The sequence below is a fragment of the Paraburkholderia phytofirmans OLGA172 genome, from assembly GCF_001634365.1.
GTDB lineage: Bacteria > Pseudomonadota > Gammaproteobacteria > Burkholderiales > Burkholderiaceae > Paraburkholderia.
This window is the reverse complement of record NZ_CP014579.1, coordinates 275,934-301,440: the sequence shown is the minus strand read 5'-3', so window position 1 is coordinate 301,440 and position 25,507 is coordinate 275,934. Positions and strand designations below refer to the sequence as shown.

The 25,507-nt window shown below is 56.3% G+C and carries 18 protein-coding genes; 12 read left to right on the top strand and 6 right to left on the bottom strand.

The window, feature by feature from the left end:
* Positions 1–59: 59 nt before the first annotated feature.
* Entirely contained in the window at positions 60–1,544 is a 1,485-nt protein-coding gene (locus AYM40_RS21710) for a sigma-54 interaction domain-containing protein (protein ID WP_063498341.1), read from the bottom strand.
* Between the two features lie 312 nt (positions 1,545–1,856).
* On the opposite strand from AYM40_RS21710, the gene AYM40_RS21705 reads away from it, so the two are divergent.
* From AYM40_RS21705 to AYM40_RS21695, 3 genes are all read left to right on the top strand, one after another.
* Entirely contained in the window at positions 1,857–3,257 is a 1,401-nt protein-coding gene (locus tag AYM40_RS21705; RefSeq protein WP_063498340.1) for a GntP family permease, read from the top strand.
* A 206-nt stretch (positions 3,258–3,463) separates the two neighbouring features.
* Positions 3,464–4,087, top strand: coding sequence for a helix-turn-helix transcriptional regulator (locus AYM40_RS43765; RefSeq protein ID WP_082855235.1), 624 nt, complete (start codon positions 3,464–3,466; stop codon positions 4,085–4,087).
* A gap of 668 nt (positions 4,088–4,755) precedes the next feature.
* Positions 4,756–4,977 carry an AbrB/MazE/SpoVT family DNA-binding domain-containing protein gene (locus AYM40_RS21695; protein ID WP_063498338.1) on the top strand — a complete coding sequence of 74 codons (222 nt, stop codon included), beginning with the start codon at positions 4,756–4,758 and terminating at the stop codon, positions 4,975–4,977.
* Positions 4,978–5,274: 297 nt separating this feature from the next.
* Here AYM40_RS21695 and AYM40_RS21690 read toward each other — a convergent pair whose 3' ends face one another.
* Complete coding sequence (locus AYM40_RS21690; RefSeq protein WP_063498337.1) at positions 5,275–5,703, bottom strand: H-NS family nucleoid-associated regulatory protein; 429 nt, start codon at positions 5,701–5,703, stop codon at positions 5,275–5,277.
* 966 nt (positions 5,704–6,669) lie between these two features.
* Between AYM40_RS21690 and AYM40_RS21680 the strand changes: the two genes are divergently transcribed.
* Positions 6,670–7,671 carry a hypothetical protein gene (locus AYM40_RS21680; protein WP_148662273.1) on the top strand — a complete coding sequence of 334 codons (1,002 nt, stop codon included), beginning with the start codon at positions 6,670–6,672 and terminating at the stop codon, positions 7,669–7,671.
* Positions 7,672–8,075: 404 nt separating this feature from the next.
* Here AYM40_RS21680 and AYM40_RS21675 read toward each other — a convergent pair whose 3' ends face one another.
* Positions 8,076–8,918 carry a DNA adenine methylase gene (locus AYM40_RS21675; protein WP_063498334.1) on the bottom strand — a complete coding sequence of 281 codons (843 nt, stop codon included), beginning with the start codon at positions 8,916–8,918 and terminating at the stop codon, positions 8,076–8,078.
* Between the two features lie 723 nt (positions 8,919–9,641).
* On the opposite strand from AYM40_RS21675, the gene AYM40_RS21670 reads away from it, so the two are divergent.
* From AYM40_RS21670 to AYM40_RS21640, 7 genes are all read left to right on the top strand, one after another.
* Complete coding sequence (locus AYM40_RS21670) at positions 9,642–10,325, top strand: hypothetical protein (RefSeq protein ID WP_063498333.1); 684 nt, start codon at positions 9,642–9,644, stop codon at positions 10,323–10,325.
* A 158-nt stretch (positions 10,326–10,483) separates the two neighbouring features.
* Positions 10,484–11,077: a hypothetical protein gene (locus AYM40_RS21665; RefSeq protein WP_063498332.1), complete on the top strand. Its 594-nt coding sequence runs from the start codon at positions 10,484–10,486 to the stop codon at positions 11,075–11,077.
* A 268-nt stretch (positions 11,078–11,345) separates the two neighbouring features.
* Positions 11,346–11,885 carry a hypothetical protein gene (locus AYM40_RS21660; RefSeq protein WP_148662272.1) on the top strand — a complete coding sequence of 180 codons (540 nt, stop codon included), beginning with the start codon at positions 11,346–11,348 and terminating at the stop codon, positions 11,883–11,885.
* A gap of 332 nt (positions 11,886–12,217) precedes the next feature.
* Positions 12,218–13,564: a DNA (cytosine-5-)-methyltransferase gene (dcm, locus tag AYM40_RS21655; RefSeq protein ID WP_063498330.1), complete on the top strand. Its 1,347-nt coding sequence runs from the start codon at positions 12,218–12,220 to the stop codon at positions 13,562–13,564.
* A 42-nt stretch (positions 13,565–13,606) separates the two neighbouring features.
* Positions 13,607–14,704, top strand: a complete 1,098-nt coding sequence (locus AYM40_RS21650) for a hypothetical protein (RefSeq protein ID WP_063498329.1) — start codon at positions 13,607–13,609, stop codon at positions 14,702–14,704.
* Positions 14,705–14,746: 42 nt separating this feature from the next.
* Complete coding sequence (locus tag AYM40_RS21645) at positions 14,747–15,775, top strand: hypothetical protein (RefSeq protein ID WP_063498328.1); 1,029 nt, start codon at positions 14,747–14,749, stop codon at positions 15,773–15,775.
* 228 nt (positions 15,776–16,003) lie between these two features.
* A complete protein-coding gene (locus AYM40_RS21640) occupies positions 16,004–19,798 on the top strand; it encodes a hypothetical protein (RefSeq protein ID WP_063498327.1) in 3,795 nt (1,264 codons plus the stop codon).
* 361 nt (positions 19,799–20,159) lie between these two features.
* Here AYM40_RS21640 and AYM40_RS21635 read toward each other — a convergent pair whose 3' ends face one another.
* The 3 genes from AYM40_RS21635 to AYM40_RS21625 form a co-directional block, all read right to left on the bottom strand.
* The gene (locus AYM40_RS21635) at positions 20,160–20,699 is read right to left on the bottom strand and encodes a DUF4339 domain-containing protein (protein WP_063498326.1); all 540 of its coding nucleotides are present in this window, start codon (positions 20,697–20,699) and stop codon (positions 20,160–20,162) included.
* A gap of 1,535 nt (positions 20,700–22,234) precedes the next feature.
* Positions 22,235–22,975: a 3-ketoacyl-ACP reductase gene (locus tag AYM40_RS21630; protein WP_063498325.1), complete on the bottom strand. Its 741-nt coding sequence runs from the start codon at positions 22,973–22,975 to the stop codon at positions 22,235–22,237.
* A 308-nt stretch (positions 22,976–23,283) separates the two neighbouring features.
* The gene (locus AYM40_RS21625; RefSeq protein ID WP_063498324.1) at positions 23,284–23,556 is read right to left on the bottom strand and encodes a helix-turn-helix domain-containing protein; all 273 of its coding nucleotides are present in this window, start codon (positions 23,554–23,556) and stop codon (positions 23,284–23,286) included.
* 492 nt (positions 23,557–24,048) lie between these two features.
* Here AYM40_RS21625 and phaP point away from each other — a divergent pair, with 492 nt between their 5' ends.
* Positions 24,049–24,624: a TIGR01841 family phasin gene (gene phaP, locus AYM40_RS21620; RefSeq protein WP_063498323.1), complete on the top strand. Its 576-nt coding sequence runs from the start codon at positions 24,049–24,051 to the stop codon at positions 24,622–24,624.
* Positions 24,625–25,507: the final 883 nt, after the last annotated feature.

Genomic DNA, 25,507 nt, shown 5'->3' with positions numbered 1-25,507 from the left:
GATCACGCGATTGTGCCACGCGGCAATTACGCTGCGTCACTCGGTGCCACCGGACTTTGTCACACCTCGATGCCGTATGCCGCGATCTTCTTGTAGAGCGTCGCGCGGCCCATGCCGATCTGCACCGCCGTCTCGATCACGCGTCCACCGTTGGCGCGCAAAGCGTCGCTCAGGAAGCGCTTTTCGAACGTAGCCATGGCGTCGCTCCACGACGTCGCTTCAGACAACCCCGAAGTCGCCCCGGCAGCCGCGTCTAAAGCGTGCGCGCCAGAGACCGCGCTGGACAGGTGCGGACGATGGCCGCCGTGTGCTGCCGGACCGATGAACGGCGCCAGCGCACGCGCATCGATTCGCTCGCTGTCCGAGAGCACCACCGCCCGCTCCAGCGTGTTGCGCAACTCGCGCACGTTGCCAGGCCACCCGTACGAACACAGCAGCCGCAACGCGTCGTCCTGCAATTCGAAGTGACTGGCGCCGCGCGCCTGCATCGACAGGTCCTCGAGCATGGCGTAGGCAAGCGCTTCGATATCGGACGAGCGCTCGCGAAGTGCCGGCGCCTGGATCGTCAACACGTTCAGCCGATAGAACAGGTCCGCGCGAAAACGACCTGCCGCGACCAACGCTCGCAAGTCGGCCGAGGTCGCGGCGATGATCCGCACATCCGCGCGCACGATCCGGTTCGAGCCAAGCGGCTCGAACTCCTTGTCCTGCAGCACGCGCAACAGCTTGCCCTGCAAAGGCAGCGGCATGCCGCCGATTTCATCGAGAAACAGCGTGCCGCCGTTCGCGAGCTCGAACTTGCCGACACGTCCCTTCCGGTCGGCGCCGGTATAGGCGCCGGGCGCGGCGCCAAAGAATTCGACTTCGAGCAAGGTGTCCGGAATCGCCGCGACGTTGACGGTCACGAACGGCTGATTCGCCCGCGCCGACCCGCCGTGAATGGCATGCGCCAGCAGTTCCTTGCCCGTGCCGGTTTCGCCGAGCAACAGCACCGGTGACTCGAGTTGCGCAGCGCGGCGCGCCCGGCGCTTCACTTCGAGACTGGCCGCGCTCGTGCCGACAAAACTGCCGAACGTGTACTTCGCCCGTCTTGCCTGCGCGAGCGACCGGCGGGTCGCGATCAGTTCCTCCTGCACGCGCGAGTAGTGGGAAAAAAGCGGCGTGAGCGCCTTCAGCTCATCGAACAACGCGAAGCCCACTGCGCCGACCGTTTCGCCCGCATCGTCTTTAAGCGGCAGCCGCGTCACGACGAGCGGCTCGCGGTCCGTTTCGAGGATGTCGAGCAGAATCGGTTTGCCGGTGTTCACGACCTCCCGCATCAGGCTGTTGGGAATCACCTCCTCACAATCCCGGCCGATTGCCTGCTCCGGGTCCGCAAAACCGAAGCGCGCCGCGTAGCGCTTGTTGATCCACACGACGCGCGCCTCGGCGTCGACGATGAACGTCCCTTCGCTGAAGTTTTCGAACGTACGGAAAAGCGAATCCATCGCCCGGCGGAGTACGTCGCCGTAGGTGGCAGGAAGGCCCGCCCAGTCGTTCATCATGGTGTCGCTGTCTCCGGCTATCGTTTATTTATGCTTGTCTCATTTCGTAGACAAGATTATCTCATCGCGGAGATCGCCGGTAAGCACATTGCATAAGGGTTTAACCTCAATTCGGTCTATGTTCCGTTGATTTACGTCCCGTTTTTGAGACGTTTGGGTACAATCGGCCGCATCGCGTTTCGAGCTTCAGCCTGCGAAATCAACAGGCAGGCTGCAGCAGCGTGCGTGGCATGGAATCTGCGTTTGCGGGCGCCGGGCCGTCGCACGCACTGGGACGGCGTACACGTAGAACAACCAAGCTTTGGAGACTCAATGTCCTTTGTTATCGTCCTCGCCGCGCTGGCGTTTCTGATGTTTGCCGCGTATCGCGGCTACAGCGTCATTCTGTTTGCGCCGATCGCCGCCCTCGGCGCGGTGCTGCTGACCGATCCGGGCGCCGTCGCGCCGGTATTTTCCGGCATCTTCATGGAGAAGATGGTCGGCTTCGTGAAGCTTTACTTCCCTGTGTTTCTGCTGGGCGCGGTGTTCGGCAAGGTTATCGAACTCTCCGGTTTCTCGGAGTCGATCGTGGCTGCGGCCATCCGCTATATTGGCCGCTCGCGCGCCAATGCGGTGATCGTCGCGGTGTGCGCATTGCTCACTTATGGCGGCGTATCGCTGTTCGTGGTGGTGTTCGCCGTGTATCCGTTCGCGGCCGAGCTGTACCGCCAGAGCAATATTCCGAAACGCCTGATGCCTGGCGCGATCGCGCTTGGCGCGTTCTCGTTCACGATGGATTCGCTGCCGGGTACGCCGCAGATCCAGAACATTATCCCGACCACCTTCTTCAAGACGACGTCCTGGGCCGCGCCCACGCTTGGCGTGATCGGCTCGCTGTTCATCATCGCGGTTGGCCTCACGTATCTGGAATGGCGCCGCCGCGCGGCGATGGCGACCGGCGAAGGCTACGGCACGGATCTGCACAACGAGCCGGAGCGCGTCGAATCGAAGCAACTGCCGCATCCGCTGCTGGCGGTGGCGCCGCTGGTGCTGGTCGGCGTGGCGAACTTCCTGCTGACCCGCTGGATTCCGAACTGGTACGGCGCGGCTTACACCATCACACCGGACATCCTGCCGGGCATCCATGCGCCTGTTACAACGACGATCAAAAGCGTGGTCGCAATCTGGGCCGTTGAAGGCGCACTGCTGCTCGGCATCGTGATGGTCGTGGTGACGGCGTTCGGCCGCGTTCGCGAACGTTTCGCGGCCGGCACCAAGGCAGCGGTGGCAGGCGCACTGCTGGCTTCGTTGAATACGGCGTCGGAGTATGGCTTCGGCGGCGTGATCGCGGCTTTGCCGGGCTTCCTCGTGGTCAGCGATGCGCTGAAGAGCATTCCGAACCCGCTCGTCAATGCCGCGGTTTCGGTGAGCTCGCTGGCCGGTATCACGGGTTCGGCATCGGGCGGTATGAGCATCGCGCTCGCGGCCATGTCCGACACGTTCATCAAGGGCGCGGAAGCGGCGCATATTCCGATGGAAGTGCTGCACCGCGTCGTCGCCATGGCGAGCGGCGGGATGGATACGCTCCCGCATAACGGCGCGGTGATTACGCTGCTAGCGGTGACGGGGCTGACGCACCGCCAGTCGTACCGCGATATCTTCGCGGTGACGGTGATCAAGACGATGGCGGTTTTCTTTGTGATCGCGGTGTATTACATGACCGGGCTGGTTTGATTGCTCGACAGGCTGGCGTCACTCTGCTGGCACAACTAAAGTCTGTCATTGCCGACAAACTTATGTTGTCGTTGCTCGACAAAATCCGGTAAAAATTCCTCGCTTGTCAGAACCTTGGGCCAGTTCCATTGATTTTCAAGGCGTTGGCCCAGCTTGACCTAGGATGAACGACTGAGGGCTGCCGCCCTCAGTCGTCCGCCGGCCCGATGGCTGCGAGAACGAGACTAAACAGTCGCTCGTCGGAAGATGCTGCAATACAGCACTGTTCCCCATACCTGCCTGGCAGATTCCAAGCATCAAATCGCCCGTCGCGGTGTAACATTCGCCCGACAACCTCTAATTTTCTATATATGCCTCGTCGATGCGTATCGGCTCGGGAGCGCTTTGCCGCGTCCGTAACTTTGATAAGGGAAGGCCAAGGGATGTCAGGGGATGAACTTGCGCGAATTGCTGGTGTTAGCCGCAACACGGTTTATCTCATTGAAAACACATCCTCGAACGTTCAGTTAGGAACCGTGTGTAAGCTGGCAAGAGCCCTGCAGACGGATCCAAGCGCGTTCTTTTCAAATGACCAGTATCGGGCGCCGACGGAGCTAAGGCTTGGAAATTTACAGATGGTCGTCGCACGAAATGTTCGCGCGCATCGCGTCCGACAGGAAATTTCCCAGAACCAGATGAACAGAGACCTAGCAATGGCACCCGGATACCTAGGGGTGATTGAGCGTAAAGCGCCGGACCTTTCGCTCGACGTTCTCGAGAAAATCGCCTTCTATTTGGCGTGCCCACTGGATGAGATGTTACTTGACTCAAAAAGGCGGCTGATACGATGAAGTCGCTAGCGTTCCGGATGACATGCGAGCATCAAGCGCGCATTGGCCCTGTCGAGAGATTTTGAGACAGACGCTGCGGATTTCCTCTCCTGCAGTTCGTGATATATGCCGAGCTCCTATGCCGTCAGGAAAGTGCAGGGCCCCCCCTCAGCACGCCCCGTTATTTGGGAAACCTGCAACGGCGGAGCGGGCGGCTTTCAGCTTCGAGACAGGACAGTCGCCACGGCAACAGAACGCCAATGCTCTCGGTTTTCGAAATCTAGCAACCGGCAACTCTTCCGATACGCGAACGAAGCCGCCCTGAGCTCGCTGACGAACACCTTCGCATCCCCGACCGCTCAAAGCAGTCGCTTACCTCCATAAGATGGCGCGTCAACCGGACGCGACACCCTGAATCGGCGATGGAGAATCACTGAGGATGTATCGCGCAAGTTTGCGCCTTGCTTCGTCGACCATTCGAAGCGCAGCATAGGAGCGAGCAGCGACCGCTGCGATTGGGATGACTGAGTCAGGCGTCCGTCCGCGTTGAGTCCAAAAGCATCGTGGGACGACGAAATCGCGAACGTGGCCAGTGAGCAAACGCAAGCATCATGTGAAGTCTGCGTCTTTGACCACAACGGGGAGGGCGCGAGTCGTATTCCGTAACCCGAACATTCAAGGGGAAGTTCATGGCTGAATCGCGACTGACAACTAGAGGCCGTACCACCGTGCCTGCCGGGGTCAGGAAAGCGTTAGGCGTGAAGCCGGGCACGCGGCTGGTGTGGCATGTCATGCCCGATGGCAACGTCCTGGTACGGGCAAAATCGAAGCCGCTTCTGGAGCTCGCTGGAACCGTGGAATCCCCGGTCCAAGGGGTTACCATCGAGGACATGAAAGCGTGGCTACGGTAACAGGGCCATGACCGGATTACATCTGCTGGCGAAAGTTTGCGCCGGCTGCACAGATTCGCAGGAGCGGGGCGCAAAGCCACGTTGATCGGCCTACGCAGACTCGTTGAGGTGAGGACCGCCTGCACACCGCACTCACCGTTTTTGACGCTCTGGCGCACCCTCGATATCAATTTCTTACGAGAACCGACGCTTCGATTGCATCATCTCAGTCGCTCGCGATCTTCTTTTGCAGTCTCAGGCGTTTCTCGGGTTTGCTCTCGCGATGGGCGACCTCGCCGTAGCAGGCCACGAACATAGTCACCTTCCCGCATTTTTCTTTTTGCTTCCGCTTTTGCCCGCGCCACTGTTCAGGAAGGCGTCACGATTCGGGGCGTCCTTAATCCACGACGGCGGCCGCCCTACCCCGCTCCATGTCGCGCCACTATCCGGATCAAGATACTTTATCGTCTGCCCGGACGTCACTTTTTTCGCGCCAGATTTCGCGGCCGTCGCCTTGCCAGAGGTATCCGTTGTCGGCCGTTTAGAACCGGAAGCTTTAGCGGTCCGTTCAACTTTCTTGCCCTCCTTCCGGCGAGCAACCCTTTCGATATCTGCGAGGGTCAACCCGAACTCTGACATCAAGCTACAGATGTTCATTACGACTGCGTCAACCCTCCTCTGACGCATCAGCTCAGCCTGATCTGTTAATTTCTTGATCCGCGACTCAAGTTGCTGAAACGTAGCCATACACCCTCTGACGGTTTGCCTTGCGACTTTACTAATATTCAGTTTGACGTGCCGTACGGCACAAACGATGGCACGATTTGAGCGCCTTCCCTATAGCCCAACGACGCCGACCTGCATCCAGCTCAACTGCATGTGGGCGTGCGTCGTGAAAGCCTCAAACGCGAGACGTCGACAGCCAATGTTGCCTGCGTCCCCACTGAATAGCAGTCGACCTCGAGCCTGTAGTTCTAATGACTCAGCCGCCGTCATCCGGTGCACCGTGACGCTGATCAACTCTCACGAGCTCTTCCATATGGAAAGACCGGCTCCAGTCTCCTGGAAGCCGGCCTCCAATACGCCAGAGTTGCTTCAGCGGAATGAATCCGTGCCCACTTGCGCCGTCGGCAATTACCATTCCTCCGCAGCAACTGCTTCGCTACGACCTCCGCTTTCGCGGAGAAGACATCCGGCAAATTCCAACTTGCTTGAATTCACCCGCTCACCTCCGCTCGCGCGGAGAACACTACACAAGATGTCTGCATCACTCGCCGCCTTACCAGATGGAGAAGATGCACCACCTTTATAGATGGCATCTGGACGAAATGCAAGCACTTCATGACGTGTTTTAAAGTAACCTGTATCTGAAGGTAAACTCAAGTACGGGAACTCAACCGGGCGTTCGCGCGGTGCGGGCGGATACAACGCGGAAATGCCCGCTCACACTAAACCTTATGGAATGCAGTGCCTCTTACGCGGCCCCTGCGACGGCCTGATCCAATGAACCGCTTTGACATTACGATGGCTGGCGAATATCTGAGGCAGAAGTCGTATGTCGATGCTTTACAGTTGCTACACAATATATCGATTTCGCCTCCATGGACTTCGCCATCGCACGAGCGAGTGCTAGCGTAACTGTTCACCCAGGACCGCACAAATGGACCAAGCTCTCGACTGGATCCTTTCCCGACTAACAACAGCAAATACGATATGGCAAAGTCTTGGCAACAATCTCTGCTCTCCTCTGGTCCGCCGCTGGAAAACGATGTGCGAACTTACCTCGAGTCAAAAGGATGCATCGCTGATTTTGAGTACTCGTATCTCAAGCCTGACGACCTGACAATCGAGCGACAGTTTTCGTACGATATCGACGCCTCGTACATTCGAGGTCGGAACTTCGTTGATTTGATGGTGGAGTGCAAGTACCGGTATCCCGGTACCCGCTGGGTTTTCACACCGGACCACTACGGGGGACCCGAGGAGTTTGGGCAGAACGCCTTTATGCATCCGTTTGATCATTTTGTGCCGCACAAATTTCCTTTCCCGGGAAACTTTCCGCGCGAATTGGCACCTGCGTGCAGCAAAGCGGTGGAGCTTCTACCAGATGGTCCCAACGAAAAGACTGTCGTGCAAGCGCTTAATCAGCTCGCGTACGCGATTGCGCCCAAGATCGTTTCGGCGATGGACCACCAGATAAACAGGTTGCTGGTCCAGGACCATATTTTTTACCACGTCCCCGTCATCGCCACGACGGCAGAACTCTTCCGCCTGAACGATGGCGTTAGAATCCAGCAGATTCGGGATGCGAACGACTTGGAAGAGGTTGCGACCAGACAATCCTGTCTCGTCATGAGTTACAAGCCCGGAGTTGAACTGGGCCGGTACAACGCAAAAGTTATTAATTCAATCGCAGCTCTGGTCGATCAAAAAGCATTGAAGAAGTGCCTAAATTCCTTTACGAATGATCTCGGTCATCTTCTTTCGGTGATATCGACCACATATTGCCCACGTGCCGTCGTCTTCGTGACCGTCGATTCACGGCAAAGTGGATTCGAACAGCTGTTCGCGTACATTGATGACCTATTCGAGCCGCCTCCCTGCCTTCTCGCTGACCTGGAGAAGCAGCAAAATGAGCTAGTGGAGCTACTTGACGGATTGCCTGATGTCAGGTTGCGACAACCAAAACCGCGATCGAAAAAGACGGCGAAATGACGCATCTAGTCAATCGCGTCCACACCCCAGAGCACACCGTCCACTCAACAGCGCAACGTGCCAGTGAATGGCGGAATCTCACCTAAGATGTTGGCCAACGAAGGAGGCAACTTGCCATGCAGGATAGCGACGATAAACGCAAACAGCAGACGGCCGCACTGTTGCAAGTCCTCGCCTCGGCGTAACGCGACGTTGAAGAGGGAAACTATTGTGATATCGACGAATTTTTTTCTAAACTGGATTCAGATGACGGAAATCTTATCAGCACCACTAAACATGGACTCTCAAACCAGGCTACCCCCGTAATCTCCACTGACACGAGCACACTTCCCGCATACCCTGACAGAATGCTTTTTTGAACCTTAGCGCCGCCCTTCCCTAAAGCCGCCGCCAGATAGAGATGTCTACGCCTCGAATACGGCTAGCAGTTCCCCCGCATCGCCCCGCCGGGTGCCGTCAGCACTGATGGAACGTCGTGCTGCGAACGTGAAAATTTTCGCGCCCGCATATAACTCCCGTGCTGCCGAGCAGTCGTGATTCGAAATCACAACCGGCACACCCGCCCCTCTCAGCTCTCTGGCAAGCTCGGCGAGCTCCTGTTGCCTGTCCATGCCGAAACCAGCCGGCCCGTACGCCGTAAAACTCCGGGCGCCGTCAGGGTCCACATACGGCGGGTCGCAATAAACGACGTCGCCTAGTACCGCCCTTCGCATAACGGCCGCAAAATCGTCATTGACGAATGTGGCCTTTCGCGCCTTCTCGACAAAATTCAGGATTCCCTCTCGAGGAAATCGGGGAACGCGTACCGGATGTCCGTACGGCACGTTTAACTTGCCACGTTTGTTATACCGACACAACCCGTTAAAACCGTGCCGGTTCAGATAGAGAAATAGCGCTGCTCGGGTCAGGCTGTCTGGCTCGCAATTGAATTGGGTACGCAGTTCGATGTATCGACTCGACGAACGGTTATCGTCGACGAAGAACGAGGACGCGAGGTTCATGAACTCGATCGGCCGTTCCGACACGGCCCGATACAGTTCAATAAGATGGACGTTGCTGTCGTTGAGCAGGTACTCCTCGAACCCGGTCCCCAAGAACACAGCGCCACCACCGACGAACGGTTCAATAAGCCGACGGCCGTGCGGAAGTCGCGGAACGATTTGTTGAAGAATGCGGGACTTGCCCCCGACCCACTTGAGGAATGGCCTACCAGGTAGCGCCGCTTTTGAGATTGGATGTACGTGCATCCAACGTATGGCGACGCCGTTTTATCCCGGCTTCCGAACGGCTTTGACTCCGTGCGTATAAAGGTGCAGACATCGCGATGTCTCGCAGGCCGCGCCTTTCTTGCACATCTGCGGATCAGCTATGCGGCTACGAACGCTCCTGAAACGGGAAGCGCATGACGGCTTAGCCCAGCAACTAGCGGGCTGAAGGCAACCCAACCCATGCATCACAGCCCGATACCCCGGCCATGCTTCCTGCCGGACATATGACATTGCGCTAATCAGCGTCCCGATTCGGCTCGCGTAGTCGCGGTGACATTGAGTTACGCGCCTGGACGCCAGCGCCGAAGGTCGGCCCGATCCCGTCCGCGCGTCCGATACACGAGATAATTTGCAAACCAACATTTGCAAATTATCTCGGGCAATAAGGCAATACTTGCCTCACCACGAATCGTGCAACATCACGCCGGAGCCACGATGATCATCCGGCAGGGTGAATATGCAAATCATGATCCACCCGATTCGAGCAATATCGAATTATATAATCAGATGATTTTACTCAAATTATTCAAATATCGCATCCCGTAAAATCATTATCGAATTATTTTCCATCTGGCACGTATAAATATTTGGATATTTTCCAAACCCCCTTGTTTTATACGAAAACTGCAAATACCATTCGTTCACTCTATTAACCGCAATCGAGAGTTCTTCTCGAACGATTCCACCAAAGTTAGTCAGTTTATGAACGCGACATCATTTATCGGCGCCCGAATCAACACTTACCAACCGGAAGACTCCGCACCCCAAGCGCTCAGGGCACTCGCAGGCGAGCCCTACCTTTTTATGAAACCGGATTCCCCGCGCTGGGCACGGTATGCACGCAAAAAAATTGCGACTTCGTTGCTCGTCTTTCAGACGCCCGATGGGCCTGTGCTCGTCCTTGGCTACCGTGTGCGTGCCGACTTCTTTTTCGTCGTCTGCGACTTTGGCGACCCCGAGGTATGTCAGCTGCTCGATTCATGGAAGGCCAAAGGCGTACTGCAAACTCGGATGGCCCTTGGTAGCAAGATTGTTACTGCTCTGGAGCCAGCGAAAGACCTGCACCTCTTTGACAAATTCAGGCAAGAGGCGAGACATCGTGACCCGGTCGCATTTGTACGAAGCTCTGCATTTCTGCGCGAAGCCGAAATCTTTGAGCAATATGCGGTTGAGGTGGCGAGTCAAGGACCGGACCGCGTCGTCAGCGGGTCCTTGGACATCGACGTGAAAATGCTTGCAACCGAACAATTCGCTGACGCTACGGTCAGGCATCTCATACAGGAGCGCCCCGATGTGGTCACCGACATCCTTCAATCGGTAGCGAAGGATTTCGGCATGGTACCGAAGTCCAGCGATTCCACAGTAGATACGGACAAAAGCGAATAAAAGTTGCGCGCGTCTGTACGTGTCTGGTTGCGCGCAAGTCTGCGTCTAGCAATTCAATCCATTGCAAGACGAAGTCTAGCGTTAGCTATACAAACTCCAGCTGCCCGAAAGCCTATTGGACGGCAGTCGATACAGGAAGCACGAAATCAGGAAAAAATATGCAAGCGGTTCAGAAATCCGTCAACCAAAAGGAACTCTCAGCAGCCGACCTCGATGTCGAATTGATGGGTTTCATCACCGACTATCTCGCGACGGTCGAACACCCATGTTCATTTTTTGTCCACGCTCGCGAGCTGTTGACAAACGAGGACGTATCGCCCGACGACTATTGCGTCCTCGTCGCGCTTCACAACAAAACGGCGTCAGAATTTCCAGCGACGGCTGCGAAGTACGAAGCCAAGGTCATCACCACGCGTGAGGACGAACATTTCGCGGCTCTGTTTCTTCGCGACGAGACCGTCGTCCTGCCAGACCACGCGCTTAAATCTTACTGGAACGCCCCGTTTGCCCGGCGTCTGCTCATTGTTTACCAGTTCGCCGACGCAGCAATTCTGGAGAACGTCCCGATGACTGAGTCGCTCATTCACGACCTATGCATTTGTGGGGTGACCGCCCAGTCTGGAAGTCGGCCAACATACGCCGAATTGGGCGGCGATGCGGTTGACACCACCTGGGATAGGCCAATCTATGTTCTGGACAACCGACATATCCAAAGAAAGGATATGGAGCAGGACAAGTCCTTGTCCACATAGGCAAACCGAAGCTTTCCACCCTCTCATCCCAATCTTAATTGTCGAGCAGCGAGATCCCCTCTCGCTGCCATTTTTATCGCCGGCGTAGCGGGCCCATCCCACCGTGCATCAAATTATCGCAACCATGCCGACGTTGTCCGAGACAATTCATAGCCACGATACGTGCGCCCCTGGTGACGAAGTTCAATCGTCCGAGCAGTCAAACAATACAGTCATCGCGACCGGTCCTGCCACAGTCCGAAGGTTCCTCAGCGGACGATCAACGCCCATGCTTGACCAGATATGGCACCTGTCGCGACGACATTGCGATACATGTTTCCTGATACCGCGAACGGAATTACCAGATGAACTCGCGCAGCAATTCACGGAGAGGAAATGCCTCGTCGTCCGGGCGAAAACACAATGGGACATCGCGGCGATTGTGTATTCTAAAGACGCGTCGATTGGCTACGCTGAGCTTGCGCTGCAGTCTGGCGACACAAATGACCTCAAAGTCGTTTTAGCCCTCAACAACAAAACTCTCCTCATCGATTTCGATGGCCTCGAGCGTGCGTTTCAGGCATTTGAAACCGAACTGCCTATCGTATACAAGGCGCAAGACTCATGTGCATTGGTAGTTCATCCTTATCGTCCACATCAGCTGGACCTGCTCCTCAAGGAAGCGAACGCATCGCTCATCACAGATTGGCACGACGCAGGACTTTCGTTCGAGGACGAAATCCGACGTCGACTACGCTGCAACCTCCCGCGCAACATCATTGTCATTACCAACTGCGTCGATATGGCTGGCGCGGCAGAACACGATTAATCCGGACATCGCTCCTCGATGTAGCTTTCCCCCGTGTCCAAGATGCCATCCGATATTCTCGGTCCAGTCGACACTACGAAGTTGCCGCGTCGGTAGCGAACGCAGACGGCGAGTGACTCTCGGGGCTAGGAATGCCCTCTCTTTCGCGTTTTCCACGCGCCCTCACAGGTTTCCGGATAACACCGCCGCTCGGCATCCGGGTCCAGCCTTAACCGCACTCCACTTCCACCATCTCATGTCGTCGGCATGATTCGAAAAGTTTTCGAGAATTTTCGACGAAAGGCTAAAACCGATCGCTTCACCTGTTTCCACCATCGCAATAAGGAAACAGGATGTCGTACACGAAGGACAACGCCACACTTAAGGTCGCAGAACTGTTCGCAGGTGTCGGCGGATTCAGGCTCGGCCTGGAAGCCGTTCATGGAGCACCGTTTGAGGTCACATTCAGCAATCAGTTTGAACCGTCAAAAAAAGTCCAGCACGCCAGCACAATTTACAAGACGCATTGGCCAGAAGAAACGCATATCAACGAAGACGTTTTCGCCGTCCTCGCTTCCGAATCAGGCCAACAGACAATACGAGAAGCATCACCGGACATACTCTGCGGTGGCTTCCCCTGTCAGGATTATTCTGTAGCAAAGCCTTTGTCGCAATCTGATGGGCTCGCCGGAAAAAAGGGCGTTTTGTGGTGGTCCATCGCCGCATTGCTCAAACAGCGAATCATGGATGGCGAACCCGTCAAATACGTAATGCTCGAAAATGTGGACCGACTGATTTCGAGTCCGGCGTCGTGCAAGGGACGTGATTTCGCAGTCATCCTTGCTACTTTGAATTCGCTTGGGTACGCAGCTGAGTGGAGAGTCGTCAACGCAGCGGACTACGGCTACGCGCAGCGCCGCCGACGCATTTTCATCGTTGCTTACCATGAGTCCACAGGCGTCTACGAGAACATGGAGACTGCCAGCCTTGCGTCCGCCAGTTCCGGGTGGCTTGACCATTCAGTCCTCAACGACGCACTTCCCTGCGTTCCTCGCAATCCACTTGACGGTGCCACTCCGGCGTTAAACCTTCATTCAGACCCGTTCGACGAACAGCTCCATTACCGCCCCCTCTCGAATGGCAAATCGCGATTTTCAAAGTGCGGATTGATGCTCGACGGCGCAGTTCGAACCTTCGCTGTCGACGCGGCAGAAATCGCTGACTTCACCGAGTTCACCGGTCAAGCAACACCGCTTACGCTCGGGGACATCGTCCGCAAGACTGGTCCAGTTCCGACAACTTTCTACATCAAGCAAGAAGACGAGGAAAATTGGCTTGCCGCGAAGGCAGCAAAGAAAACTCCCCGAACGAAAAACGGTTTTGCATATAACTATTCAGAAGGTGCAATGTCGTTCCCCGACCCCTTAGACCGTCCGTCGCGAACGGTCATCACGTCAGAAGGCGGGACCACCGCAGCGCGCACAAAACACGCAATTCGCGAGTCCAGCGGCCTACTTCGCCGCCTGACTCCAGAAGAGCTGGAGGCCCTCAATGGTTTCCCTCGCCGCTTTACCGAAATGCCCGGTGTGTCCGACGCAACGCGTGCAATGTTGATGGGCAATGCATTGGTCGTGCCGCTCGTGACCCGTATTGGCGAGGCGTTACACAAAGCCCATGTCCAGCATACGAGCGAAAGCTAAAACGCGCAGCTACACCACATACGAGACCAACTGAAGAACATAATGATTATCGACCCGCAACGTTTCCGCGAACCCGCCCACGGCGAAGATTACGAGGAATCGCAACGCTACTATACCGACGACGCAATGGGCGACATTGATGACGCGTGCTCAGACTATCCGTCCCGAGATTTGCAACGCCTTCTCAGCGAGGCTGCGCGCCTGATTGACATCCACGACGACGGGACTTCCGCCTACTACGAATCCCTTGACCCAGACGTTGTAGGCACGTGGGTTCTGGGTACCTCGTGGCATAAGCCTGTGTCGTACGACGCCGAAAATGTAGGTCTGATGCGAGATGTGCTCGAACACTATCGCGACGTGATGCGTCGTGCTTCCGTGTACGCCGACAACACATACGATGATACCTGGCGCTTGCTGAACGATGAGAATTGGCTAGATACCCTCTGTTTCTCGGAGCGCCAGTTTGCAATCAACAGCCTCCGACACCCGGGGCTGCGTAGGGCTGCTCAGGCGCTTATCGAGCGCAGGCGATTTCGTTCGCGTCTATGCAAACACGACAGCGCTCGCCAGGCGCAGCATTCGCGTCTGACTCCCGTCGACTGGCCGGAGCTGTTTGAACCGGTCGAGCCGACAAATGATACCGGCACGTACGGTCGCGTCCTCTACGAAGAGCTACCCGAGCGACTCCAGGATTTGATTGACGAGCAATCTGTTCTCGTCATTCGATGTGACTCGCTGAACGAGTCCGAGCACTCGGCACTCACCCACGCGGCGTCAAAGCTCATTTTCGGCATTGACGTCTCTGGAAAACCAGCCACTTTCGAAGTATTTGCAGGCGGTCTGTTGCGGATTCCGGTTATCGCAAACCGCAATCTGCTAAAAGAGATTCGAAGCAACCTCACGGTTGTATACGTGTTCGCCGACTACGCACTCGTCGTCGAGTATCCGTGGCGGGGCATGACAGGAAAAGCGCGAATCGCCTCCGCAGAGTCTTTAGAAATACAGGCCTTCAAGAATCCGGCTCTCGTGCCTTCTACCGTGACGAATGACCTTCTTCCATGCAGGTTCATAGTCAACCGCGTAGAAGGACTGCCGACGGGTCGTCTGGACCTCTGGGCGGACGACATCCCTTTCTGAGTCACCCGCACGCGTATTTCACACATCACACCACTCGATATCATGTTCAACCACACCAACTCTGCCGCGCCGCACGACGACGTCCTGCGACTTTTCGAGTACGCCAAATCATTGCTCGACCTGCATCAGGACACGGGCGTCGAATTCTGGAGAAACATCGATGAAACCGCTCTCGAAGTTTGGGTCCGCGAGGACCACGCTGACAAATCGAAACTTCTAGGCTCGCGCGACACGCTTACAGACCTGAGAGAACTGTTGTCCAGGCATCTCGCGAAGATGCGATGCGCCGCTGAATGGGTTCATCGCATCATTGAGGTGAGTGGCAACTCTCACCTCAAACCTGACGGCAACTATCGTCCTCCATTCTGGTCCCTTTGCCATGACTATCCTGCCCTCATTCGGGACTGTTATCGGCACGAAGACTTGCCGCACGCAATCTTGACGCTGATGAACAGGTGGTATCTCCCGTCGCCATCAGGCGACGCGGCGGGTGTCACGCAATTTCTGCAACACACGCTCATCAAGACGTCCGACAGCGAACCGCTTGCCCGTTTCCTTGCGGAGCCTTGGCTAGCCGGCAACCGATTTTATGTCGACCGCGACTTGCTCCAACCCATCATCGGGAACGCGACCAACGAACGGAAGGTTTTGATAGTACCCCGGTTGAAAGAGTGGCAAGAGAGTTCACACGCGCTGACATCCGCGAACGCTACGCCTGTGATTGAGAAAGGCACGTCAACAGAGCGACTAACCGAAACATTCTCCGATGGCTTGCTCCGCCTTTCGATACTGGGCAGTAGCGAATACCTTGAGTTGGTTCGGAGTCGCATCGCCGTGCTGTATCTGCTCGATACCGGCGCATTGTTCGTGGAATACCCGTGGCATCGTTTCGGTTCTGGTCAACGTAGGTTAGACCAGCCACACGCCATCGCGTCTGGACAACTTCCAGTTGAGGGAGCGCAATACCCAGTCGAGCGACGTGACGATATGGCAGTAGCCGTAAACTGGATTGGAGAACGCATCACCGAGCTACCGAAATGGCACGTCGATACGGGAAGGTCATCAACTTGACTCAATAACACGCCGCTCAGCATGCGCAGTGCATGAGATGTGCCGTTTAAATGTCTAAACGATAGAGCTGCCGAGTGCGCTTCTATGGCTGGATTGCGACAAATAACGACCGCCCCAGCGGATGTACTCTGACAGAATTACAATTACGCAACGAAATGACGCGCTGACCAAATGATTCGACTGCTCGAATACAAGTAAAATATAGCTCCCTGGCTAACCAGAATCGCAATGTTCGATATCACACCCGATGATATTCTTCGACTTAATGACGTCGACCTGAGAGAACTGATTGGCCGTCTATGCGAGGCCGAACTGGTAAGCGACGGCCTGTCGGCTGCGGCAGTGACATGGGGCGGTAACCAGACGGCGGCGGACGGAGGACTGGATGTCCGCGTAGCATTGCCGCCGGGCGAACTTATCGGCGGCTTCATCCCACGCCCTTCCACCGGTTTCCAGGTGAAGAAGCCGGACATGCCGAGAGCAGACATCCTCGCCGAGATGCGGCCAGCAGGAGCAGTCCGACCTGTCATCCAGGAACTCGCGGCTGAGGCAGGCGCCTACATCATCGTCAGTTCCACAGGGTCGACATCCGACAGCGTACTTCGTAATCGCCGGAATGCGATGCGCGATGTTCTGGACGGCACGGATGGTGCCGATCAGCTCTATACCGACTTCTACGATCGCACGCGTCTGGCGGCGTGGGTGCGGCTCCACCCAGGACTGATTGCGTGGGTTAAGGAAAAGGTTGGCAATGCTGTTGTGGGTTGGCGTCCCTACGGCCCCTGGAGCAGTAGCTCAGAGGGCGCAAATGCTGAGTATCTGTTTGACGACCAACTGAGGCTGCATCTCGGCACGCGCCGGGACGCTCCGCCGCAGTCGGTGGCCGATGCTATCGACAGCCTGCGCGACGAATTGGCCCAATCCGGCAAGATAGTGCGTCTGGTCGGCCTGTCTGGCGTCGGCAAGACTCGGCTCGTCGAAGCCTTGTTTGATGCAAGAATCGGAGCGCGCGCACTGCCGCCCCCGCTTGCCATTTACACGAACCTATCCGACAACCCGGATCCGCAGCCAACTGGCCTCGCTTCGGACTTGATAGCAAACCGCACGCGCGCCATTCTCATAGTCGACAATTGTCCTCCGGATCTGCATCGCAGGCTCTCCGACCTGTGCAGCGGCCCGAAGAGCACAGTTAGCGTTCTCACCGTCGAGTATGACGTGCGCGATGACCACCCCGAAGGGACGCAGGTCGTCCGCCTTGATACGTCCTCACCCGCGCTGATTGAGAAACTGGTCCAACGCCGGTATCCATACCTGTCACAGGTGGACGCGCGCACCATCGCCGAGGTGTCGGGCGGCAACGCGCGAATCGCAATTGCTCTCGCCCATACGGTCGAAAGCGGGGATACGATCGCAGGTCTGTCGAATGATGAACTCTTTCAGCGCCTCTTTCGGCAACGGCAAGAGTCGAATGATGCCTTGTTCGTCGCTGCGCAAGCGTGCTCACTCGTGTACTCTTTCCAGGGAGAGGCGCTGTCAGGAGACGATGCTGAGCTTCCACGCCTGGCCGCGTTTTCAGGGCAAACTGCAACGGAAATCTACCGCCACGTCGGCGAGTTGCACCGGCGTGATCTCGTGCAGCAGCGCGGCGACTGGCGTGCGGTGCTCCCGCATGCCATTGCCAACCGGCTGGCGACACTGGCGCTTGAGGACACCCCTTACGATCTCATAGATCAGCAGCTCGTCAGCGGTGGAACCAGACGTCTGGCGCGATCGTTCTCGCGGCGGTTATCCTTTTTGCATGACAGCCCAAGGGCTGCGGCCATCGTCAAAAGATGGCTTTCTCCCAATGGACTTTTGGGAGACGTAACATCGCTTGACGAGGTGGGCCAAGCGATGTTTGAAAACGTCGCACCGATCCTGCCAGACGCTACTTTGGTGGCGCTGGAGCGCGCCTATGAGCTCGATGCCATTCCCTTGGCGATCGAGTTGCAAAGACACCTCCCCTTACTGCGCTCGATTGCATATGACGCGCCTCTTTTCGAGAGAAGTGCCGAACTCCTGGGCCGGATCGCCACGCATTGCTCACGTGAGGTCGACGCCAAGAAAGCCTCCGACATATTCGTCTCGTTGTTTACCATCCATCTATCCGGAACGCATGCCACCATCGAGCAGCGCCTCAATTTGATCAGGTGGCTCCTTACGTCTGGGGTGGCCAAGGATCGGGAGCTTGGTCTGGGGGCCTTGCACAACGCGCTCGAAGGGCTGCATTTTCACTCGTCCTACCCGTTTAACTTCGGAGCGCGGTCGCGAAACTACGGATATCAGCCAGACAGTCGCGCCGACGTAATACGCTGGTACAGTGCCGCCCTTGAGTTGATTGAATCTCTGGCCCTGATTGCCCCCAGCCTCAAGTCCGAACTGCTTACCCTTCTCGCTCGGCAATTCCGTGGCCTGTGGACAGGTGCACACATCTACGACGAATTGGAGAGGCTTCTGCGCATTCTGGCCGCAGATGGCTTCTGGCGAGAAGGCTGGGCAGCGTGCCGACAGACACTGCATTTTGATCGTACCAGACTCACGCCCGAAGTTCTCTCACGATTGACAGCCCTCGAGAGTGAGCTGAGACCCATCAGTCTTCCGGAACGGGTGTGCGCATTTGTTTTAGGCAATAGCTCTGCCGGCCTTGATATAGAAGATGTGGAAATCGATGGCGACGTGATGAGCGCAACTGAGAGGCTTGAAGCAATAGCGTTTGAACTCGGCGTCTCGGTCGCCGCTGATGAACGCGTCTTCACAGAACTCCTGCCCGAACTCCTCCTTGGCGGAAACAAGGTGTGGTCATTCGGCCGTGGGCTCGCTGACGGTTGCCAGGACCACCACGCCACATGGACACTGCTCACCGAAGGGCTCGAACAAACGGCTCCGGGAAAGCGGAACGTCCAAGTACTCGGAGGCTTTCTTGCGAGGCTACGAGAGCAGAACGAGAGCGTGGCGCAACAAATACTCGACCTGGCGCTTGATCAACCAGTTACGCAGATGTTTCTCCCTGTTCTGCAATCGGCCGTGGGGCTTGATGAACGCGGTGCCGAGCGGCTTCGCACTACGCTTGAAATGCGCACGGCGCCGGTCTGGATGTTCCGAAATCTGGCGTTTGGTCGGACTACTGACAACGTGCCCGGTGGCGCTCTCCGGCACCTCCTGCACCACATCGCCGACCAGTCAGAGGGTTTTGAAGTAGCGCTCGAGATTCTGGCGATGCGCCTATTCTCGGATGTCTCAGCCAAGAGAGAGCACGAGCCTGAGCTTCTTGAGGCAGGCCGCGAGTTGCTCAGGCGCGCTACGTTCCGTAAAGGCACTCAACGTATAGATCATGAGCTCGCTCAAGTAGCGAAAGCCTGCATGACCGCGCCCGATGCCGGCCCCACTGCGGCGGAAATTGCGGCCAAGTTAAGTGATGCCATGGCGAAATACGAGACGTATTGGTCGCTCAATGACGATTTGCTCAAGCAGTTATTTAATCTCCAGCCGACGGCCGTCATGGACGGATTGTTCGGGGGTGAAGGCAAGCCTCGGTGGGCAGATGCCGGCGAGTTCGAGCAATTGCGCGGCTATGGCGCGAACCCAGTGGACGCAGTCACCAGTGAGGCACTCATTGCCTGGTGTAACAGCGACCCCGAACATCGTTTCTCACTTGCAGCCTCAATCATTACCTTCTCGTGCGTGTCCGAAGAGACGGGATCCCGACTCTGGTCAGCTCAGGCGAAGGCGCTGCTCGGCGCAGCACCGAACGCAAGGGCCGTGCTCGCGGTGCTCATTGGACGCTTCCGACCGAGAAGCTGGAGCGGCTCCCGAGCGGCCCTGATGGAAGGAAACCTTCGATTACTGGACAGCATCGGCCCATATATCCCATCAGAACTTATGTCGTTTGTGACAGAGGCTCAGCGCCAACTTGCCAGAGATGTTGCAAGGGAGCGAGAGCAGGAAACGATGCAGGATCGAGCCAGAGATGAGCGTTTTGAATGATGCAGAACCATGCGAATTGCTGCCTTTTACGACACGCCCCGTTATCGGTATTCGCGGCAGTTCTCGTGGACGTTAGGCGTATAACGTAAGACGCCTCTGCGTCGTGACACCGGCCGGGGCCTCTCGACCGAGAACTCGCCTTTTGCACAGAATCAGGACCAGTTGTTTCGGCTGTCCGACCAACATGAGTTCACCGGCTCGCGTGAGGCTGGGAATCGGAACTGGGGACTGGTCATGATCAGAAACACTAGCATTAGTAGCGTCAGGTCCGGGGGCGTGCAGAGCGCGAGCCGTGATTTACGGCTCGCGCTCTGCCTGACCGCAGCATTGAAAGACGACCCGCTGTAAAGCGCTTCTGCGCTTAGCTATCGCCGAACAACGAGAGCACAAACATCGCCACCCAGATCCAAAAATATACCGGTGTTTGTTTGAGAGTCTTTGCGCGCTTCCAAAGATAAACAGGAACAAGCCAGGCCATCTTGCCGAAGTCACTTGTGTCGACACCTGCCTGCCTCAGTTTGTATTCGTCGAGGTAGGACAATCCGATATTCATCAAAATTGGGAAATACCAGGTGCGACGCATAATGACATCAAGATCTGTGTCGCTACCATAGATGATTCCGCCGATAAATCCTTGGAGGAAAGCCGCGATGAGCGGGGTAAATGCAAGGATCCATACGATGACATGGCTGATTTTTTCGGCTGGCAACGCCGGTGGCGTGTTGAGGCTGCGGAGCTTCGACGCCAGGTCGGTTTTCGAAAGTGGAGTCCAATCAGCTTGACCTTGCCTCCAGACCAGTGTGTCGGGACCGATCACACGTGCCGCGATAAGATTGCCAATCTCCTCTTCGGAGACGCTACCCAGACGTTGACCGTTGTGTTCATAGTGCCATGCACTCATGATAGTTTCCGTTCTTAAAGAAGATTACATGCTTGTCCAAGGAGATTTCTGGCCTTGTAAGCCCGAAAAACCGACCCCGTCGTTTTTCTGCGAAGGTTGCGAGGACTAAGCGCACACCGACGCTCACGCGTCAGACTCGGCTCCCTTGCCGAACAATCTAGTTCAGATACCTGGAGCGTCCTTCTTTACGCGGGCTTGTACAAGACTGACTTCCCAGACGCAGCGTATTTCGTTACGCAACGATGAGGCTCAGACCAAATACACAGGGAAGTTGGAATTCCCGCGTCGGCTGACCAGACAGCTTTCCATTGATTGATCGGCGCCCGGCGCTCAGGCGGAAACGGCGGCGGCCTGAGGTGCGACCATGCCAAGTTTCATGCGGGCAAGATCGTTAGCGGCAGACGAATCAGCCAATACGTAGCCTTTGTCGATCAGCATGCGTGTCATGTACTGCTTGTTGTATAGGAATGACACGATGAGCTGCCATAAGCCAAACGTGAAGCAGCTAAAGGCAGGTGTAGAGCTGCAACTCCTAACTCGCCTCGAATCAACGGTACCCACCAACCGAAGAATAGGTATGTCCAGCTATAGCCGTAGTAACCCTTTTTAAGCATTCCGGTCGCCGGATGCTTGAGCATAATTCTCGTGGCCATCTTGGTCTCTCACTATCTTATTTATCGGATTATGGTGCAACCTTCCCGGGTACGGTGCTCACGCGGAGCGAGGGTCACAGCAAGAGTTAACGACTCGCTTGGCTGGAACTTGAGATGTATTTGTAATTTAATTCGACGAACGATCCATTCATTTACTAGGAGGGTAACGGTCTGCCGGCGTGCAATTAGCATGTACCCATGTCTTAGTCACTGCTGTTCCGTGCGTCATATGATGCCCACTTGAAGCCCCAAACACAACTCCACGCTTATGCTCATGGCAACAGGATGAGCCGCTTCCTACGCTCAAAAGACTCATCGCAAATATCAATCAATTCGATGGTATGCCCGCTTGTAATTCAAGCCTTCCGGTCAACATACCGTTATCCGCGCAGTGACTGACGAAAGTCCGATGAGACCCAAGACCCACTGCGGGCAATCGTCGAGCCTTATCGTAACGAATCACACGGAACAAACCATCAATGCAGTTTATAAACTGGAATAAATCATGAGACGGCTATCCGACGCCTTCAAAACTTGGAATGGATCGAATGCGCAGACGTCTTCGGCCCGTTTGACTACGTCGTGGAGTTCCCTGCTTCGACCCTCAACCAGTTCAACGTAAAGACCGGCAACATACAAGCGACGATTGGCAGTACGGCTATTCGTGTGACCTATTTGTACAGTGAACCATTTTATCCCTGATGCCACCTCTGGCGGCTCGCGCCCCTTCCGCCGGACTTCCCTTGGGCTTGCGGCGTCGCGCAGAACTCGCAGGCGCACCGTCCGTCACATCAACAGCCGATTTATGCTGCTCTAGCGCCTCGTCATAGGCACCAGAGCTTTGAGCTCTCAGGCCTCGCCATTCGCACTGCGGGTCGACTCTTAACCCATATGCAAGCCGCCATTCAGCGAGAAGTCTGCGCCAGTAGCGAAACCCGCTTCGTCGCTGGCAAGCCACGAGACAATCGAAGCAATCTCTGTGGCTTCTCCAAGTCGCCGCACGGGAATACTCTGGACGATTGCATCCAGTACTTCAGGGCGTACCGCACGAACCATATCGGTTCCGATATACCCGGGGGAAACCGTATTCACCGTGATGCCCTTCGTTGCAACTTCCTGGGCAAGCGACATCGTGAAGCCATGAATGCCCGCCTTGGCAGTCGAGTAGGTGGTCTGGCCGAACTGCCCTTTTTGTCCGTTCACGGAGGAGATGTTGATTATCCGGCCCCACTCCTTGCTGACCATCCCCTCAATGACCTGTTTGGTCACGTTGAAAAGACTCGTGAGGTTCGTAGCAATGACGTCGTTCCAGTTTTCCCTCGACATTTTTCGAAACACGCCATCCCGCGTAATTCCGGCATTATTCACCAGCACGTCAATCTCACCCACCTCCTTCTTCACCTTCGCGAAAGCGGCCTCCGTCGACTCCCAATCCCCGACATTGCCCTCCGAGGCGATGAAGGAGAAGCCGAGCTCTGCCTGCTCGGCTAACCACCGCTCCCGGCGTGGCGAGTTCGGTCCGCAACCGGCCACGACCGTCAGCCCATCCTTATGGAGCCGCTGACATATCGATGTTCCAATTCCACCCATGCCACCGGTCACGTACACAATGCGCTTTGCCATGTTCTACCCTCAGTTTCAGTTACGGTTTAGGAAAACAATATTCATGTGCGGTCGTGTGATGACACTTTGCCAGCGCGCTGGCCTCAGTGTTCCGGGCGCCGTTATAGTCAGCCTATTTCATCAGTTATACTTACGAATAAACAAGCGAGCCTATTCGAGCGGCTGCACTGCCGCACGGCCTCCACATGCATTGCGGTAACGACCTGCCAGGGTCAGCGGCTCAGCACAGATTTCGCTCGCAGTCGCAGTTGCAATCCGTCGTCTTTTGACGCGGCATCCGGCATTGCATTCTTCCTGGGATAACAGACCTAGGCGAGCTGTGCTTGCCCCGTGCAAAGCCAGTGAATGTCGAGATTGAAGGCAGCGGCGAGACGCGTACAGACGTTTAGCGGTGGGACCGTGATTCCGCGCCGCCAATACTGCACGTCGTCCTCACTTACACCTAACCACTTCGCTGCCTGGGCCGAACTGACCCCGGCCTGTTTGAAGGTCCTGTCAAGGCGTGCGGCGAGAGCTCGCCTGAGGCGGTTGTCCTCGACACTGCGTTCGAGGTGACCGATATGTCTTGTATCTTGATTCATCCTGCTTGACATCTCTCAGTATATGTTTTTATGCAAATCCGGCGCCGATCCATTCGCGGTGCCGGGTGAAGCTACACGTACGTCATTACATCATCGTGACGCCATGTTGTGTCCCCTCATCCCTTCGCAATCGTCCGACATAAGTTGCGCTGGCGTTATCACTATTCCTCTGCCACCACATTGGTGTCAAACGAAAAATAAATTGTGCCTTTGCACAAGCCGGAATAAAGCGGTTCGCCCTGATGCCAGAGGCCGAGCATTTTCACTAGGGTTTTTCCCTAACTCACCCTTATACGTCAATGCCATCAAGACATTCCGCGTTGCTAGTGGACGACGTAAAGTGTCGACAGCGCACGAACAGTTGACATCTGCGCTCCCGCACTTAGAATCAATTCTGCTGCATCGCACCATGTTTCCGCCTCTGTGGCTGTTGTCCGTGATTTCCTTCGCAGATCGCACGGGCATGCGCCACTTCATCACTAAGGAGTTCTTATGAGCAGTCTCGTGCCTGAACAACTGGTAGTCGCGCAGAAAGCCGCCCTGGAGGCAACGTTTGGTTTCCTGACCAAAGGTTTCGAGGGTATTCAAAAGGTGACGGAACTGAGCCTGCAAGCGGTCAAATCAACCGTTGCTGAAAGTCATGACGTCATCGTCAAGACCCTTTCGGGCAAGGACCCACAGGAGCCACATGCGCTGCTGACGCGTCAGGCGCAACTCACCGCAGACAACGCGCAGTCGTATTGGCGACATGTCTACGAAATCCTCTCCGCTATCCAGACCGAATTCGCTGAGGATGCCGAGGCGCAACTCAAAGCGTTCCAGCACAATTCTCAGGCGTTCTTCGACGACCTATCGAAGGACGCTCCGGCAGGATACGGAACTGCTTTGGCAACATGGAAGTCATTCGTCAAAACGGCTAACGAGGCCTCCAGCTCCACCTATGAAGCCGCAAAAGCGGCCTCAAAGCAAGTCGTCGCTATCGCCGAAAGCAATGTGAGCGCTGCGTCTGCAGCGGCGACCAAGCGGGCCCGTCAGGCCGTTGTCGCAGTGGACGCCGTGGAGAAATAGTCGCGTTTTGTCGTTGGACACCGACGCCAGATTCCTCCGGTCAACCGCCGCTCATTCGGGCCTTCCGCTTCGGCTTTTCTCAACGAGTAGCCGTCAGAGACTCGCGGCGTCCAGTACTCCCTGGGCGCCTCGATCGCGCTACGTCGCACGTTGAAAATTCCAGGCGAGGTTGCGTCGGTCGCGACGGCTACTTCGATAGATTGTGCCCGGTCCCAATCAAGCAAAGTAACCAACCAGTTCCCGGTCGAAGTTACATCGCGGGAACGGCAACTGGGCGCTGACGAACCAACGGGAACAAGCGATGAAAGCCGCAGAGAACTCCTTACGTTCGCTGGTTGAAAAGTGGCTGATACCAAATTCGGTGATGCCCGTTCGGGTAACCCGATTCGGTCGCACAGGCGTCAGTAGAAGCCGATACGTTTGCGTGGAGGCACTGCAACCCAAAGGCCCGGTTGCGCTCTTTTTCTTCCGGCACGATGACGGATCCTGGCGCGTGTTCCCGCCCGACTAAGATCTGGAGAAAAGGCCTTCATTCAAAGGCATTGAGACAGCCGGTCAATTAGAAACCCGCCGGCTCAGCGGGAACCATTCGTGCTCGACCCCATGAGCGTCAAGTGCGAGCATTTCCCCAGCCTCGCTGCGGGCAAGGTGTTCATTGCGAACCGAGGTACGGTGTGGCGCACGAGCATCGCAAACTCATGGGTGACACGCAGAACAGCAGTTGACTGAACTCTGACAGCAAATGGTGTTCTGACTGCTGGTGCCACGACGCACTGGTTACAGCCTCATACTGCGTTTAGATCGCTGTTACAACGGCGGCATCCGATATCAGCTCACCCTGACGAACCAGACCTCTCAATGCTCCGACGATGCCGTAGACGTC